This is a genomic window from Acidovorax sp. KPB24-03 (assembly GCF_057546605.1).
In genome coordinates this window covers 1-14042 of the sequence record NZ_BAAJYR010000085.1, presented here as the reverse complement: position 1 = coordinate 14042, position 14042 = coordinate 1, and the positions used below count along the sequence as shown (strand labels likewise).

General features: G+C 64.9%; 15 protein-coding genes. 10 read left to right on the top strand and 5 right to left on the bottom strand.

The genetic code is table 11. The annotated features are described in order from the left end of the window. The 3 genes from AC27KI_RS11780 to def all read right to left on the bottom strand — a co-directional run. Nucleotides 1-745 (bottom strand): methionyl-tRNA formyltransferase (locus tag AC27KI_RS11780; protein ID WP_487113943.1); only part of this gene is annotated, 745 nt, incomplete at its 3' end. A 16-nt stretch (nt 746-761) separates the two neighbouring features. After that, nucleotides 762-1277, bottom strand: a complete 516-nt coding sequence (locus AC27KI_RS11775) for a hypothetical protein (RefSeq protein WP_284409787.1) — start codon at nt 1275-1277, stop codon at nt 762-764. Then, nucleotides 1274-1783 carry a peptide deformylase gene (def, locus tag AC27KI_RS11770; protein WP_284406528.1) on the bottom strand — a complete coding sequence of 170 codons (510 nt, stop codon included), beginning with the start codon at nt 1781-1783 and terminating at the stop codon, nt 1274-1276. Before def ends, AC27KI_RS11775 begins: the two co-directional genes overlap by 4 nt. 201 nt (nt 1784-1984) lie before the next feature. On the opposite strand from def, the gene AC27KI_RS11765 reads away from it, so the two are divergent. Further along, on the top strand, nt 1985-3193 hold the full coding sequence (locus tag AC27KI_RS11765) for a LysM peptidoglycan-binding domain-containing protein (RefSeq protein WP_487113941.1): 1209 nt from the start codon (nt 1985-1987) through the stop codon (nt 3191-3193). Nucleotides 3194-3262: 69 nt separating this feature from the next. Beyond that, on the top strand, nt 3263-4462 hold the full coding sequence (gene dprA, locus AC27KI_RS11760) for a DNA-processing protein DprA (RefSeq protein WP_487113945.1): 1200 nt from the start codon (nt 3263-3265) through the stop codon (nt 4460-4462). A gap of 55 nt (nt 4463-4517) precedes the next feature. Here the strand turns inward: dprA and argC are convergent, their stop codons facing one another. Continuing rightward, nucleotides 4518-5450, bottom strand: a complete 933-nt coding sequence (argC, locus tag AC27KI_RS11755; protein ID WP_284430613.1) for an N-acetyl-gamma-glutamyl-phosphate reductase — start codon at nt 5448-5450, stop codon at nt 4518-4520. A 170-nt stretch (nt 5451-5620) separates the two neighbouring features. Between argC and sucC the strand changes: the two genes are divergently transcribed. The 7 genes from sucC to AC27KI_RS11720 all read left to right on the top strand — a co-directional run bounded on the left by sucC (nt 5621) and on the right by AC27KI_RS11720 (nt 12730). Further along, nucleotides 5621-6781, top strand: a complete 1161-nt coding sequence (sucC, locus tag AC27KI_RS11750; RefSeq protein ID WP_272566514.1) for an ADP-forming succinate--CoA ligase subunit beta — start codon at nt 5621-5623, stop codon at nt 6779-6781. A 15-nt stretch (nt 6782-6796) separates the two neighbouring features. Beyond that, nucleotides 6797-7693 carry a succinate--CoA ligase subunit alpha gene (sucD, locus tag AC27KI_RS11745; RefSeq protein ID WP_092742583.1) on the top strand — a complete coding sequence of 299 codons (897 nt, stop codon included), beginning with the start codon at nt 6797-6799 and terminating at the stop codon, nt 7691-7693. Nucleotides 7694-7820: 127 nt separating this feature from the next. Continuing rightward, the gene (locus tag AC27KI_RS11740) at nt 7821-8513 is read left to right on the top strand and encodes a TerC family protein (protein WP_284400617.1); all 693 of its coding nucleotides are present in this window, start codon (nt 7821-7823) and stop codon (nt 8511-8513) included. A 192-nt stretch (nt 8514-8705) separates the two neighbouring features. Further along, nucleotides 8706-9512, top strand: coding sequence for a Stp1/IreP family PP2C-type Ser/Thr phosphatase (locus AC27KI_RS11735; RefSeq protein WP_487113938.1), 807 nt, complete (start codon nt 8706-8708; stop codon nt 9510-9512). Between the two features lie 53 nt (nt 9513-9565). Further along, nucleotides 9566-10228, top strand: coding sequence for an FHA domain-containing protein (locus tag AC27KI_RS11730; RefSeq protein WP_284400623.1), 663 nt, complete (start codon nt 9566-9568; stop codon nt 10226-10228). A gap of 253 nt (nt 10229-10481) precedes the next feature. After that, nucleotides 10482-10988, top strand: a complete 507-nt coding sequence (locus AC27KI_RS11725; RefSeq protein ID WP_487113936.1) for a pilin — start codon at nt 10482-10484, stop codon at nt 10986-10988. Between the two features lie 65 nt (nt 10989-11053). Further along, nucleotides 11054-12730 carry a PglL family O-oligosaccharyltransferase gene (locus AC27KI_RS11720; RefSeq protein WP_487113934.1) on the top strand — a complete coding sequence of 559 codons (1677 nt, stop codon included), beginning with the start codon at nt 11054-11056 and terminating at the stop codon, nt 12728-12730. A gap of 18 nt (nt 12731-12748) precedes the next feature. Here the strand turns inward: AC27KI_RS11720 and moaC are convergent, their stop codons facing one another. After that, nucleotides 12749-13258 (bottom strand): cyclic pyranopterin monophosphate synthase MoaC, encoded by a 510-nt coding sequence (gene moaC, locus AC27KI_RS11715; RefSeq protein WP_284424496.1) that lies wholly within the window; start codon nt 13256-13258, stop codon nt 12749-12751. 171 nt (nt 13259-13429) lie between these two features. Here moaC and AC27KI_RS11710 point away from each other — a divergent pair. Beyond that, nucleotides 13430-14042, top strand: a 613-nt coding sequence (locus tag AC27KI_RS11710; RefSeq protein ID WP_487113932.1) for a M48 family metalloprotease, incomplete at its 3' end; no start/stop codon positions are given.

Sequence of the window (14042 nt, the reverse complement as noted above, 5' to 3'; positions counted from 1 at the left end):
CCCAGTCGATGGCGCTCTCGGCCTTCTCGATCTTGTGCGCGTAGGTCACGCCCTCGGCGGGCTGGGGCGTGGCGGCCAGGCCGCCGCGGGCGGCGCGCTGCAGCGCCTCGACGACCATGCGGCCGCCCAGGTCGGCCAGCCGGTCGTGCAGCGTGGCCGTCGTGTCGCGCGGGCCGATGGCGGTCTTTTCGATGAGCAGCATGTCGCCCGTGTCCAGGCCGGCATCCATCTGCATGATGGTCACGCCCGTCTCGGCATCGCCCGCCTCGATCGCTCGGTGGATGGGCGCGGCGCCGCGCCAGCGCGGCAGCAGGCTGGCGTGGATGTTCAGGCAACCCAGTCCGCGGGCCCCCACGCTCCCCGCTGCGCGTGGCTCGCTGCCCCCCGAGGGGGCCTTCGCGCCTTCGGGCGGCCGGGCGGCGCTCATCCCGTCCAGCACCCACTGCGGCAGGATCAGCCCGTAGGCGGCCACCACCATGGCATCGGCCCCGGCGGCGACCAGCGCATCGCGCGCGGCGGCCGCGTCCTCGGGGTACTTGCCGTCCAGGCGCAGGCTGCGCGGCTGCGCCACGGCGATGCCGTGCTCCAGCGCGCATTGCTTGACGGGCGAGGCCTGCAGCTTCATGCCCCGGCCGGCGGGGCGGTCGGGCTGGGTCAGGACGAGGGGGACGGTGAAGCCGGCGTCCAGCAGGCGCTGGAGGGCGACGCGGGCGAAGTCGGGCGTGCCGGCAAAGACGATCTTCATGAAGGCGGTCGCGGCGTCAGAATCCCAGCAGATCGCGGGGATCGGGCTCGTCCGTGAACATCACCTTCACCACCACGCCGCGCGGGTCGATGTGCACATGGCCGAAGCGCCGGGTGCCCAGGTCGTCGCGGAAGCGGTAGGTCCAGATGTCGCCGTCGAAGCGCGCCACCTGCTCCACGCGCATCGGCGGGCCGAAGGTGCGGCGCACGTCGTCCACCGTCCAGCCGGCCGGAATGCCGGCCAGGTTGTTGAAGGTGAGCACCTGGTCGGTGCGCACGAGGCGGCCGCCCGCATCGAAGTCCATGTGGTACACCTGCCGGCCCGCGGGCTGGGTGGTGTACAGCAGCCGCTCGCCGCCACCGGGCAACGGCGTGACGGACACCGGCGGGCCCAGGTTCTGCAGCACCTCGGCGCGCGAGGCGCCGGGCTTGACGAAGTCGGGCGACGCGCACGCGGTGAGCACGGCCGCCAAGCCGATGGCGGCCATGCCGCGCGCCAGGGAGGAAAAGGAAAGGGAGCGCCAGGCGATCATGATCGTGCCTCACGTTGCTGCTTGAGCATCTTGGTCTTGATGCGGTTGCGTTTGAGGGGCGAGAGGTACTCGACGAACACCTTGCCCAGCAGGTGGTCCATCTCGTGCTGGATGCACACCGCCAGCAGGCCCTCGGCCTCGACCACGCGGGACTGGCCCTGGGCGTCCAGCGCCCGCACGTGGACCGCGGTGGAGCGCGCCACGCCGTCGTAGATGCCGGGGACCGACAGGCAGCCTTCCTCGCCCACGGTCTTTTCCTCGCTGGCCCAGATGATCTCGGGATTGATGAAGACCTGGGGCTGGTCGTGGTCCTCGGAGACGTCGATGACCACGATGCGCTCGTGCACGTCCACCTGCGTGGCCGCCAGGCCGATGCCGTTGGCGTCGTACATCGTGGCCGCCATGTCGTCCAGCAGGGCGCGCACGCGGTCGTCCACGGCCTGGACCGGCTTGGCCACCGTGTGCAGGCGGGGATCGGGGTAACAGAGAATAGGAAGAATGGCCATGGCGAACCCGGAAAGATGTCGCTATTTTCGCCACTTTTGATGAGGGCAGCCGCCGGCCGCCGCAATAATCGTTGCCCAATCAAGGGCTTGGGCTGAGAATCCGAGAAGATTTGTAACGTATCAACCGGCGGGTTTTGTAACCGACAAACACGCGCTGGCGCCAGCGAGGGGCGTTTCGCAATGCATGACAAGAGGAACAACATGACGGCATCCACAGGCTTGCGGCCCGCGGCGCTGGGAGCGCTGGCTTTTCTGGCCGCAGCCCTGCTGACCGGCCCCGCGCATGCCCAGAACTACCCTGTCACCACCGATCAGCGGGCCACCGCCCAGCAGGTGGCCTCCCGGGGCGTGCCGATGTCGGAACTGGCCGCCAACGCGCCGGACACCTATGTGGTCAAGCGCGGCGACACCCTCTGGGGCATCTCGGGCATGTACCTGCAGCGCGCCTGGCGCTGGCCCGAACTCTGGGGCATGAACCTGCAGGCCATCCCCAATCCGCACCTCATCTTCCCCGGCCAGACGCTGTACCTGGAAAAGGTGGACGGCTATGCCCGCCTGCGCACCAGCCCGTCGGGCCAGGTGCCCAATGACACGGTGCGCGTCTCGCCCCGCACCCGCACCGACAGCCTGGCCGGCACCGCGCTGCCCACCCTGCAGCCCCACCTGATCGAGCCGTTCCTCGTCGAGCCGCTGGTGGTGGACGAGCTCACGCTGCAGCAGGCCCCGCGCATCGTCGCCACCGTCGATGAACGCGTGCTCATGGCCAGCGGCGACCGGGCCTACGTGCGCGGCGCCACCGGCAATCCGCTGCGCCTGGGGCCCGGCGTGCCGCGCCAGTACCGCGTGTTCCGCAATGCCATCCCCATGAAGGACCCCGAGTCCGGCGAGATCCTGGGCTACGAAGCCCAGTACGTCGGCAAGGCCGAACTGGTGCGCGGCGAAACCACCGAGGAAACGCGCGATCCCAAGGGCGAAGTCACGCTCGACGTGGTGCCCGCCACCGTGGACCTGAGCAGCGCCAAGGAAGAAATGCGCGCCGGCGACCGCCTGCTGCCTGCCCCCGCGCGCGGCTACGCCAGCTACACGCCGCGCGCGCCGCAGGCCCCGGTGGATGCGCGCGTCGTGTCGCTGTATGGCAGCTCGGCCGTGGCCTATGCCGCGCAGAACCAGGTGATCGCCATCAACCGCGGCACCCGCGACGGGATCGAGGCCGGCCATGTCCTCACGCTGCTCACCAAGGGCGAGCGCATCAAGGACAAGACCGACGAGAACAAGGCCATGATCAAGCTGCCGAGCGAGGCCAACGGCGTGGGCATGGTGTTCCGCACGTTCGATCGCGTCTCCTACGTGCTGCTGCTGCAGGTGCAGCAGGGCGTGCGGGTCGGCGACCGCCTCGTCAATCCGCAGTAAGCCCTGCGGCCCTCTCCAGGGGCGCCTTGGCGGGCGCCCCTTGGCCTCGGGATGCCTGCTTTGACCTCCATGGATCGGGACGAATTGGCCGCCTGGCTGCGGCTGGCGCTCACACCCGGCGTCGGCAATGGGGCCGCGCGCCGGCTGCTGGCCGCGTTCGGGCTGCCGCAGAACCTGTTCACCGCATCGCCAGCGGCGCTGCAGGCCTGTGCCACGCCCGCCCAGGCGCGGGCCCTGGGCACCGTGCCGCCCACGCTCGAGGCGCTGGTCGAGACCACGTGGCAGTGGCTGAACGGTGCGGCGCCGGGCCAGCCCGCCCGCCAGATCGTCACGCTGGGCGATCCGGCCTATCCGCCGGGCCTGCTGGCCACCGAAGACCCGCCCCTCATGCTCTACCTCATGGGGGCACCCCGGTTCCTGGCGCAGACGACACCCTGGACGACCGAGCGTTGCATCGCCATCGTGGGCAGCCGCAATCCCACGGCACAGGGCGCCGACCATGCTCGGCAGTTCGCGCGGGCGCTGCGCAGCGCCCGCCTGTGCATCGTCTCCGGCCTGGCGCTGGGCGTGGATGCCGCGGCGCACGAAGGGGCGCTGGACGGCGGGGTGGACGGTGCCGACGACCTGCCCGCGACCCTCGCCGTGGTGGGCACCGGGCTGGACCGCGTTTACCCGCGCAAGAACCTGGACCTCGCCCACCGCATCGCGCAAAACGGCGTGCTGGTGAGCGAATACCCGCTGGGCACGCCGCCGCTGGCGGGCAATTTCCCCAAGCGCAACCGCATCATCGCCGGGCTGTCGCAAGGCACGCTGGTGGTGGAGGCGGCGCTGGCCTCGGGCTCGCTGATCACCGCCCGGCTGGCCGCCGAGCAGGGGCGGGAGGTGTTCGCCATTCCCGGCTCCATCCACGCGCCGCAGTCCCGGGGCTGCCATGCGCTGATCCGGCAGGGGGCCAAACTGGTCGAGTCCGCGCAGGACGTGCTGGAAGAATTGCGCTTGGCGCCCTCAGAGGCACCGCGGGCCGCGCCCGCATCGCAGGCGCCCTTGCCGCGCAGCAATGGCGATGGCGACAGCAGCGAGGGGTTGCCGGCGGGAGAGCACGCGCCACTGCTGCAGGCGCTGGGGTTCGACCCGACCGGCCTCGATGCGCTGGTGGCGCGCACCGGCATGGATGCCGCGTCGCTGCAGGTCGCCTTGCTCGAACTGGAACTGGAAGGGCAGGTGGCCCGCCTGCCCGGCGGGCTCTTTCAGCGCATGGGGCGGGCCTGAGGCCGGGCGCACGGCATCGCGGTGGCGGCGCCTCCGCCCATCACGCCACGGCCCATCACAGGCCCAGCATCAGCTTCAGGTTCTGCACCGCCGCGCCGCTGGCGCCCTTGCCGAGATTGTCCAGGCGGGCCACCAGCACCGCGTGGCGGTAGTTTTCATTGGCGAACACGCGCAGTTCGAGCTGGTTGGTGTCGTTGAGCGCCAGGGCGTCGAGCTTGCCGTCGTCCGTCGGCGGCAGCACCTTCACCCACTGGTCCGGCGTGTTGCTCTTGGCGTAGTGCGCGACCAGGGCGTCGTGCAGGTCGGCCGCCTTGGGCGCGCCGGGCAGCAGGTCCAGGTGCAGCGGCAGCTGCACCAGCATGCCTTGCTGGAAGTTGCCCACGGCCGGCACGAAGATCGGCCGGCGGGTCAGGCCGGTGTACTTCATGATCTCGGGCAGGTGCTTGTGCGACAGGCCCAGGGCATACAACTCGAAGGCCGGGGCGGCGTTTTGCTCGTAGGCCTCGATCATCGTGCGGCCGCCGCCCGAGTAACCGCTCACCGAAGGCAGGGCCAGCGGGAAATCGACCGGCACCAGGCCGGCCTCCACCAGCGGGCGCAGCAGCGCGATCGCCCCGGTGGCATAGCAACCGGGGTTGGCCACCCGCGTGGCTGATGCCACGGCATCGCTCTGGCCCGCGGCCAGTTCGGGAAAGCCGAACACCCAGCCCGCCACCGTGCGGTGCGCCGTGCTGGCGTCGATCACCTTGATGCGGCGGCCACTGGCCTTTTCGATCTCGTCCACCATGGCCACGGTCTCGCGGGCGGCATCGTCGTGCAGGCACAGGATCACCAGGTCCACGCCGGCGATCAGTTCGCGCTTGGCGGCCGGGTCCTTGCGCCGCTCGGGCGCGATGCTGACCACCTGCACCTGCGGCATCGCCTGCAGGCGCTCGCGGATCTGCAGGCCCGTGGTGCCGGCTTCGCCGTCGATGAAGACTTTGGACATGGAATGCTCCTGCAAAAGATGGCCGTGGCGGCCCGCCGTGGTACGTGACATCCGCAAGGGGATGGTGCATCGCAGCATGATACAGTCGCCGGTTGCCATGTCACCCGCCCGCGGCCAGACATCTGCTCATGGCAAACGGGTTACCAACATCCTTCCCTGAGAGAGACCTCATGAAGATTCACGAATACCAAGGCAAGGAAATCTTGCGCAATTTTGGTGTGCCCGTTCCGCGCGGCATCCCTGCTTTCACGGTGCAGGAAGCCGTGGAGGCTGCCCAGAAGCTCGGCGGCCCCGTGTGGGTGGTCAAGGCCCAGATCCACGCCGGTGGCCGTGGCAAGGGCGGCGGCGTGAAGGTCGCCAAGACCATCGACGATGTCAAGCGCATCTCGGGCGAAATCCTGGGCATGCAGCTCAAGACGCACCAGACCGGCCCCGAAGGCCAGAAGGTCCGCCGCCTGTACATCGAAGACGGCGCCGACATCAAGAACGAACTGTATGTCTCGCTGGTGACCGACCGCGGCACGCAGAAGGTGGCCTTGATCGCTTCCAGCGAAGGCGGCATGGACATCGAGGAAGTGGCGCACTCCACGCCCGAGAAGATCATCACCGAGATGATCGATCCCCTGACCGGCATCACCGCCGAGCAGAGCAAGAAGGTGGCTGCAGCCATCGGCCTGACCGGCGCGTCCATCGACCAGGCCGTGGACATCTTCGCCAAGATCTACAAGTGCTACATGGAGACGGACGCTTCGCTGGTGGAAATCAACCCGCTGAACTGCGACTCCAAGGGCAACCTGATGGCGCTGGACGCCAAGTTCAACTTCGACGCCAACGCGCTGTTCCGCCATCCTGAAATCGTGGCCTACCGCGATCTTGACGAAGAAGATCCGGCCGAAGTGGAAGCCTCCAAGTTCGACCTGGCCTACATCAGCCTGGACGGCAACATCGGCTGCCTGGTGAACGGCGCCGGCCTGGCCATGGCCACCATGGACACCATCAAGCTGTTCGGCGGCGAGCCGGCCAACTTCCTGGACGTGGGCGGCGGTGCCACCCCCGAGAAGGTCACCGAAGCCTTCAAGATCATGCTGAAGAACCCCAAGGTCGAAGGCATCCTGGTCAACATCTTCGGCGGCATCATGAAGTGCGACACCATCGCCACCGGCGTCATCACCGCCTGCAAGGCCGTGAACCTGAACGTGCCGCTGGTCGTGCGCATGAAGGGCACCAACGAAGAGCTGGGCAAGAAGATGCTGGCCGAATCCGGCCTGCCCATCATCGCCGCAGACACCATGGCCGAAGCTGCGACCAAGATCGTTGCTGCCGTCAAGTAAGCCCGGAGAACACACATGTCGATCTACATCAACAAAGACACCAAGGTCATCACCCAGGGCATCACGGGCAAGACCGGCCAGTTCCACACCGAAAAGTGCCAGGAATACGCGAACGGCAAGAACGCCTTCGTGGCAGGCGTGAACCCGAAGAAGGCTGGCGAGTCGATCTTCAATATTCCGATCTACGCCTCCGTCAAGGAAGCCGCATCGCAGACCGGCGCCACCGTGTCGGTGATCTACGTGCCGCCCGCAGGCGCCGCCGCTGCCATCTGGGAAGCCGTGGAAGCCGATCTGGACCTGGCTATCTGCATCACCGAAGGCATTCCGGTGCGCGACATGCTTGAAGTGCGCAACAAGATGAAGGCCAAGGAAGCCGCCGGCGGCAAGAAGACGCTGCTGCTGGGCCCCAACTGCCCCGGCCTGATCACGCCTGACGAAATCAAGATCGGCATCATGCCCGGCCACATCCACCGCAAGGGCCGCATCGGCGTGGTGAGCCGTTCCGGCACGCTGACGTACGAAGCCGTGGCCATGCTGACGGAAGTGGGCCTGGGCCAGTCGAGCGCCGTGGGCATTGGTGGCGACCCCATCAACGGCCTCAAGCACATCGACGTGATGAAGGCCTTCAACGACGATCCCGACACCGATGCCGTCATCATGATCGGCGAAATCGGTGGCCCGGACGAAGCGGAAGCCGCCCAATGGTGCAAGGCCAACATGAAGAAGCCGATCGTGGGCTTCATCGCCGGCGTGACCGCGCCTCCCGGCAAGCGCATGGGCCACGCGGGCGCGCTGATCTCCGGCGGTGCCGACACGGCCGATGCCAAGCTCGCCATCATGGAAGAGTCGGGCTTCATCATCACCCGCAATCCTTCCGAGCTCGGCAAGCTGCTCAAGGCGCAGCTGAAGTAATCCGTAAGCAAAACTACGGACGAAAGGGGTTTGCAGCCCCGATAAACTGCGCTCTCCCATAAAAGAAGAGGCGCCCGAAACCCTGGTTTCGGGCGCCTCTTTCATTCATAACACGGAGATACCTCGCATGGAATTCCTGCACACGGCCGACTTCTGGATCGGCCTCGTCAAGATCGTCTGGATCAACATCATCCTGTCCGGCGACAACGCCGTGGTCATCGCACTGGCCGCGCGCTCGCTCCCCCCGCATCAGCAGAAGAAAGCCATTTTCTGGGGCTCAGGCGCCGCCGTGGTGCTGCGCATCGTGCTGACCGTGGTGGCCGCCAAGCTGCTGGAGCTGTCTTTCCTGCAGATCATCGGCGGCTGCCTGCTGCTGTGGATCGGCCTGCAGCTGATGACCGACAGCGACGAAGACGGCGAAGGCTCCCAGTCCGGCGGCGGGCTCATGGCGGCCGTCCGTACCATCCTGATCGCCGATCTGGTGATGAGCCTGGACAACGTGATCGCCGTGGCCGCCGCGGCCCACGGCAACATGGTCCTGTTGATCCTCGGCCTGGCCATCAGCATTCCGCTCGTCATTTTTGGCAGCACGCTCATGATCAAGCTCATGGAGCGCTTTCCCATCATCGTTCTGTTCGGAGCCGGCCTGATCGGCTGGGTGGGGGGCGAGACCATCGCCAGCGATGCATCGCTGCACGATGTTGTCCTGGCCCATCCTTCCTTGCACTATGTGGCGGCCGCTTTGGGCGCCCTGTTCGTGGTGGGCGCCGGAAAATTCCTGCAGGCGCGGGCGCAGCAAAACTCGGCGGCGGCCGGTTGATGCGGTTGTACCTCCGGTAGCCCGATGAAAACTTGGGGTCGGCCGACCCCGAGGCCCTCTCGGCGGCGGGTCCGTCGTCTATGATGCGGAACGCGACGCAACAGGGCACGACATGGGGGATTTTCAAAAAACTGCAACAGGGACTGCGCACACCGCTGGCGCAGCTTTGCTTCTCCCTGCGCCGGGTGAAGCATGACCTTGGGAATCAAGCTGAACTATCAGTTTTGCGCCCGCACCGACCAAGGCCGGGTGCGCTCGAACAATGAAGACGCCGTGATCGCGGACGCCAGCGCGCAGCTGGCGGTGCTCGCCGATGGCATGGGCGGGTACAACGCGGGCGAAATCGCAAGCGGCATGGCCACCAGCCTCATTCACGACGAAATGACCCAGTGGCTGGCGCAAGCCGGCCCCCGTGCCGCGTCGACGGAAGTGCGCCGAGCGCTGGAAGACTGCGTGGAGCGGGCCAACCACGCCATCTTCGATGCGTCGCTCTCCCATCCGCAGTATTCGGGCATGGGCACCACGGTGGTGGTCGGCGTTTTTCTGGGCGATCGCCTGATCCTCGGGCACATCGGCGATTCACGGTGCTATTGCCTGCGCGGCGGTGTGCTCAGACAGATCACGCGCGACCACTCCTGGCTGCAGGAACAGGTGGATGCCGGCATCCTCACGCCGCAAGAAGCGGCGATATCAGGGCAGCGCAACCTGGTCACCCGGGCCCTTGGCGTGGAAAGTGCTGTACTGGTCGAAATCAATGAGTTTCCCGTGGAGCCGCAGGATCTGTTCGTGATGTGCTCGGATGGCTTGACCGACATGGTCGAAGACGATCAGATTCAAGCGCTGGCCCTGGTACAGGAACCCCTGGAGGACAAAGCCGCCCATCTGATCGAAGCCGCCAATGCCCGGGGCGGCCGCGACAACATCAGCGTGCTGCTGGTGCAGGCGGGATCCATTGAGAGGAAGCGCGGCTTGATGTCGCGATTTTTGCGTGCCGATTGAAGTTGAATCAGCCACCTGGCCGACCATCGCAATGAAAGAATGAGGAATTGATCATGCCGAAAATGATCGTGTCGATCGACGGAGTCGTCATCAAGGAAGTCCAATTGACGAAGGAGCGTACGACCCTCGGCCGCCGCCCCTATAACGACATCGTCATCGACAACCTGGCCGTCAGTGGCGAACACGCCGTGCTCCATGTCTCGCCCGACGAGGTGGAGATCGAGGACCTCGGCAGCACCAACGGCACCTACGTGAATGGGCAACCCGTCAAGCGCCAGCCGCTGCGCAACGGGGACACGGTGGAAGTGGGCAAGTACAAGATCCGCTTCCTGCAGGAAAACGAGGGCGAAAACTTCGAAAAGACCATGGTGTTCAAGCCCGGCATGGTGCCGCCACGGCCTTTGACCTCCCGTTCCGCCCCGCTGTCCGCCGCCGGGTCGACGCCCGCTCCGGTCTTGAGCGCGTCCATCCGGGTCTGCTCAGGGGCGGCTGCAGGGCGCGAGGTGGCGCTGGTCAAGGTGGTGACCACCATCGGCAAGCCGGGTGTGGCGGTTGCGTCGATCACCAAGCGGCACCATGGATTTGTGCTGTCGCACGTGGAAGGCGCGCAGCGGCCTCAGTTGAATGGCGCCGTGATGGCGGATGAACCGGTGTTGTTGAAGAGCGGGGACCGCTTGGCGCTGGCAGGGACGGAGATGGAGTTCGTTCAGGGCTGATGGGTTGGTATCAGTCGGCTAGAGGTGCGGCGAGATTCGTAACTCACGCATCTGCTTGTGACAGGGGTGGTGGACAAATTTGTCACAAGTGCCAGGGATGGAGCGATTCAGATGGGGTTCCCTGCTTTGTTCCCCTGAGGTTTCTCTGTTTTGGCGGATGGGCCGCGTTGGCATGGAACCTGCTGAGTTGATGGCGGACCTGGAGAATTCTTCTGCAGGTTTTTATTTGCAATCGACCTCCTAGGAGAGATTTATGAAGCGCAATCTGCAAAAGGGTTTCACCCTGATTGAATTGATGATCGTGGTGGCGATTATCGGTATTCTGGCTGCCGTGGCCCTGCCGGCCTACAAGGACTACACCATCAAGGCACGTGCTGCTGAAGTGGTGTTGGCTGCTTCGCAATGCCGCACGACCATCAGCGAAGCCGTGCAAACGATGCGTTCTGACTTTGTTCCTTCGACGACCAATGCTTGGGGTTGCGAAGCGAATACCGCCAACGCCGCTGGTTCTGGCCCGACCAAAATGGTCCAGAGCATCACGACCACGGCCGATGGCGTGATCACGGTGACGCCTAACTTCACCGCTCTTGGTATCACCACGAACGCGCCTACCGGTACCTTGACCCTGACCCCTTACCTCAACAGCACTACGCCCTTGGTTCCCTCGACCAATGGTCAGCACCGCGGCGTGCAGATTTCTGAATGGCGCTGCACCTCCTCGGGCGACATGGCGAAGTACGCGCCTGGCTCGTGCAAGTAATCAACGAATTGATTCGATGAGAAACCTCCCTTCGGGGAGGTTTTTCTTTTTACGTGATGTCTTCCTTGAAGTCGCTGCGGGTGATTTTGGGGCATGCGGGCCTGTTACTGGCCTGGATTGCCCCCGATCAAGTTCCTCCCTGGACCACCTACCACCATGAGTTCTTCATGGTGGTCGGAATATTTCTTTTGATGCCGTGGAAGCATCTGCTGGTATTTCCGCCGCGCATTGCGATACTTCTGCTCCTCTGGGTGATCTGCATTCTTCTGCAGGCCCCGATGCATGGCTTGTCGCGGGACGACATGGCTGCAGGGCTACTCTTCGCCGTACTTTTTGGAATGGCCGCTCAACAGGGCGCGCAGGCTGCTTCCACAAGTCTCCACCATGACCTGACCTACTCGGTCCGCTCATGGTGTCTGGTCATTCTCGTTGCGGCTGTGATCAGTGCGGTGATCGGTCTGGCGCAATGGTCCGGTGTCAACCTGGGCCTCTGGATGCTGGAAAGCGGAGGCCGCGCCTATGCCAACTTCGGGCAGCCCAACCATTTGGCGACGTTGCTGGTCATGGCTATTGCTGTCTTGGTCTATCTGGACGGTCGAGGTTCCGTGAACCGTATGGTGCTGGTAGGGACAGCGCTTTTGCTGTGCTGCGCGTTGGCAGTGTCGGAGTCCCGTACGGGTGCCCTTAGCCTGGCTCTCCTGTGCTTGCTGCTGATAGTTTTTGGCCGGCGCGCAGGGCTTTCAAAAACCCTTTGGTGGTTGCTGCCCTGTTTTCTCGTGTTCCTGCTCGTCTACATCCATCTGGACCGTATTGCGCCCTGGTTTGGCGGGACGGCATTGAGAACGGGGATAGGGTTGAATCCCACCGGGCGCTTGGAAATTTGGAGGCAGATGCTGTGGTCGCTTCAGCAGGAACCTTGGCTAGGTTTTGGCTGGCTGCGTTTGGGCGCGAGCCATTTTGCGGCTGCTTCTGTTTTTTCGTCGATCTTGAATATCGACCATGCCCATAACCTCCTGCTGGATCTGCTGCTGTGGTTCGGCATACCGCTCGGAGGATTGCTGATCGTTGCTGGTGGAGTCTGGTGCGCACGAACGGCAGTGGATGCGCTGGGCAAGAAAATCAGCGCGAATTCTCTGTGCTGTGTGGCAATCATTTTGCCCATCGCGGTGCACAGCATGCTGGAGTATCCATACGCCTATCTCTATTTTTCTCTGGCGGTAGGTTTCTTCGCTGGCGCACTGGAAGCGGAAATTGGCTGGGCAAAAGAGTTTTCAACGAGTGCCAAAAGAATCTACCAAGGGATGGTTTTGGCTGTCCTGGCGGTTTGCGCATTCATCGCCGTGGAGTATCAAAAAATCGAAGAAGATTACCGGGCATTGCGCGTGGAAAATCAATTCATCACCAGTGCCGAACAACGCCATACATACCATTCGCCTCCCAAGTTGTTGACTCAATATGGCGAACTTATTGCAAGCCAGCGCAATGACGCCCAGGCCTCTGATGCGGGCAAATCCCCGGAGTTGGCACGCCGGCTGTCAGAGCGGTTTCCATGGCTTTCCACCCACCTTCACTATTACCTTGCCTTGGTCCGAAAGGACCGCTGCCAGGAAGCGGCGGAGCAATGGAAGGTCTATCAAGTAATGTTTGGGCGGTTCGGTGTCTTCAAGGCAGAAGAGCAGATCGAAAAATGGTCCCTGCAGGCGGCCTGCCCTTTAAGCCGCGCTGGGGCACTGGCACCTTGACCCCTGCGGGCGCGGGACTCAGCGGAATGGAGAGGCGGGAGCGAAGAAACTGCCTGACTTCCCGCCGCGCTTTTCCAGTAGGCGGACGCCCCCGATGACCATATCCTTGTCTGCCGCTTTGCACATGTCGTAGATGGTCAGGAGCGCCACCTGGACGGCAGTGAGGGCCTCCATCTCCACTCCGGTTGCGCCCACTGTCTCTACTGTCGCCGTGCACAGCACGGCGCTTTCATTAGTGCGCAGCTCGAATTCCAGCGCAACGCGTGTGAGGGCCAGCGGATGGCACAGCGGGATCAGATCGCTGGTCTTCTTGGCGGCCATGATGCCGGCGATCCGCGCCACGCCTAGAACGTCCCCTTTCTTGGTGGACGTGGACCCGATGAGCGCGAGCGTTTCCGCCTGCATCTCGATGCGGCCGGTGGCGACGGCAACGCGGTGCGTGGCCGGCTTGGCGCCCACATCGACCATGTGGGCCTGGCCCAGGGCGTCGAAGTGGGTCAGGCTGGAGGGAGTGGGGGTATCGCTCATACAAGTACTGGGGATTGCACGCGGGTCATTCGCCGGCAGGGAACATTCGGGGGCCAGGGCATCATACGGTCATGTGTAGCGGCCAGGGCCGGGGTGGCGTGGCCGAATCAGTGCAGGAGACTTTGCGTGCCATTTGATCGAAAACGGCCTCTGGTGCTTGTGCGTCAGGCGGTGGCCGCTTCCCTTTTCATCGTGAGCGGTGTGTGCGGCACGACCGCCGTGCATGCGCAAGCGGGCCTGCCCACGCTGGGCGACAGCTCCGACCTCACCACCGCCCAGGAGCGCCAGCTCGGCGACCGCATCATCCGCGAGCTGTACCGCGATCCGGATTACATCGACGACGCGGTGCTCAACGAGTACGTGGACAGCATCTTCCAACCCCTGGTGAAGGCGGCGCGCGAGCGCGGGGAGCTGTCCCCCGAACTGGACGAGCGCTTTGCCTGGGAGATCCTGCTGGGCCGGGACCGCACGGTGAATGCCTTCGCGCTGCCGGGCGGCTATTTCGGCGTGCACCTGGGCCTGATCGGCGTGGTGTCCACGCGCGACGAGCTGGCGTCGGTGCTGGCGCACGAGCTGAGCCACGTCACGCAGCGCCACATCTCGCGCCTGATCACGCAGCAGAACCGGCAGACGCCGCTGATGCTCGGGGCTCTGGTGCTGGGCGCGCTGGCCGCCAGCAAGAGCCCGAATGCGGCCCAGGCGCTGATGATCGGCGGGCAGGCGGTGGCGGTGCAGAACCAGCTGAACTTCTCGCGCGACATGGAGCGCGAGGCCGACCGCATCG

Bases quoted from the DNA above. Each gene is read 5' to 3' on its own strand.
- AC27KI_RS11730 (WP_284400623.1), top strand. From the start codon at position 9,566: ATGCCGAAAATGATCGTGTCGATCGACGGAGTCGTCATCAAGGAAGTC.
- def (WP_284406528.1), bottom strand. From the start codon at position 1,783: ATGGCCATTCTTCCTATTCTCTGTTACCCCGATCCCCGCCTGCACACG.
- sucC (WP_272566514.1), top strand. From the start codon at position 5,621: ATGAAGATTCACGAATACCAAGGCAAGGAAATCTTGCGCAATTTTGGT.
- AC27KI_RS11735 (WP_487113938.1), top strand. From the start codon at position 8,706: ATGACCTTGGGAATCAAGCTGAACTATCAGTTTTGCGCCCGCACCGAC.
- sucD (WP_092742583.1), top strand. From the start codon at position 6,797: ATGTCGATCTACATCAACAAAGACACCAAGGTCATCACCCAGGGCATC.
- AC27KI_RS11725 (WP_487113936.1), top strand. From the start codon at position 10,482: ATGAAGCGCAATCTGCAAAAGGGTTTCACCCTGATTGAATTGATGATC.
- AC27KI_RS11775 (WP_284409787.1), bottom strand. From the start codon at position 1,277: ATGATCGCCTGGCGCTCCCTTTCCTTTTCCTCCCTGGCGCGCGGCATG.
- dprA (WP_487113945.1), top strand. From the start codon at position 3,263: ATGGATCGGGACGAATTGGCCGCCTGGCTGCGGCTGGCGCTCACACCC.
- AC27KI_RS11740 (WP_284400617.1), top strand. From the start codon at position 7,821: ATGGAATTCCTGCACACGGCCGACTTCTGGATCGGCCTCGTCAAGATC.
- AC27KI_RS11765 (WP_487113941.1), top strand. From the start codon at position 1,985: ATGACGGCATCCACAGGCTTGCGGCCCGCGGCGCTGGGAGCGCTGGCT.
- argC (WP_284430613.1), bottom strand. From the start codon at position 5,450: ATGTCCAAAGTCTTCATCGACGGCGAAGCCGGCACCACGGGCCTGCAG.
- moaC (WP_284424496.1), bottom strand. From the start codon at position 13,258: ATGAGCGATACCCCCACTCCCTCCAGCCTGACCCACTTCGACGCCCTG.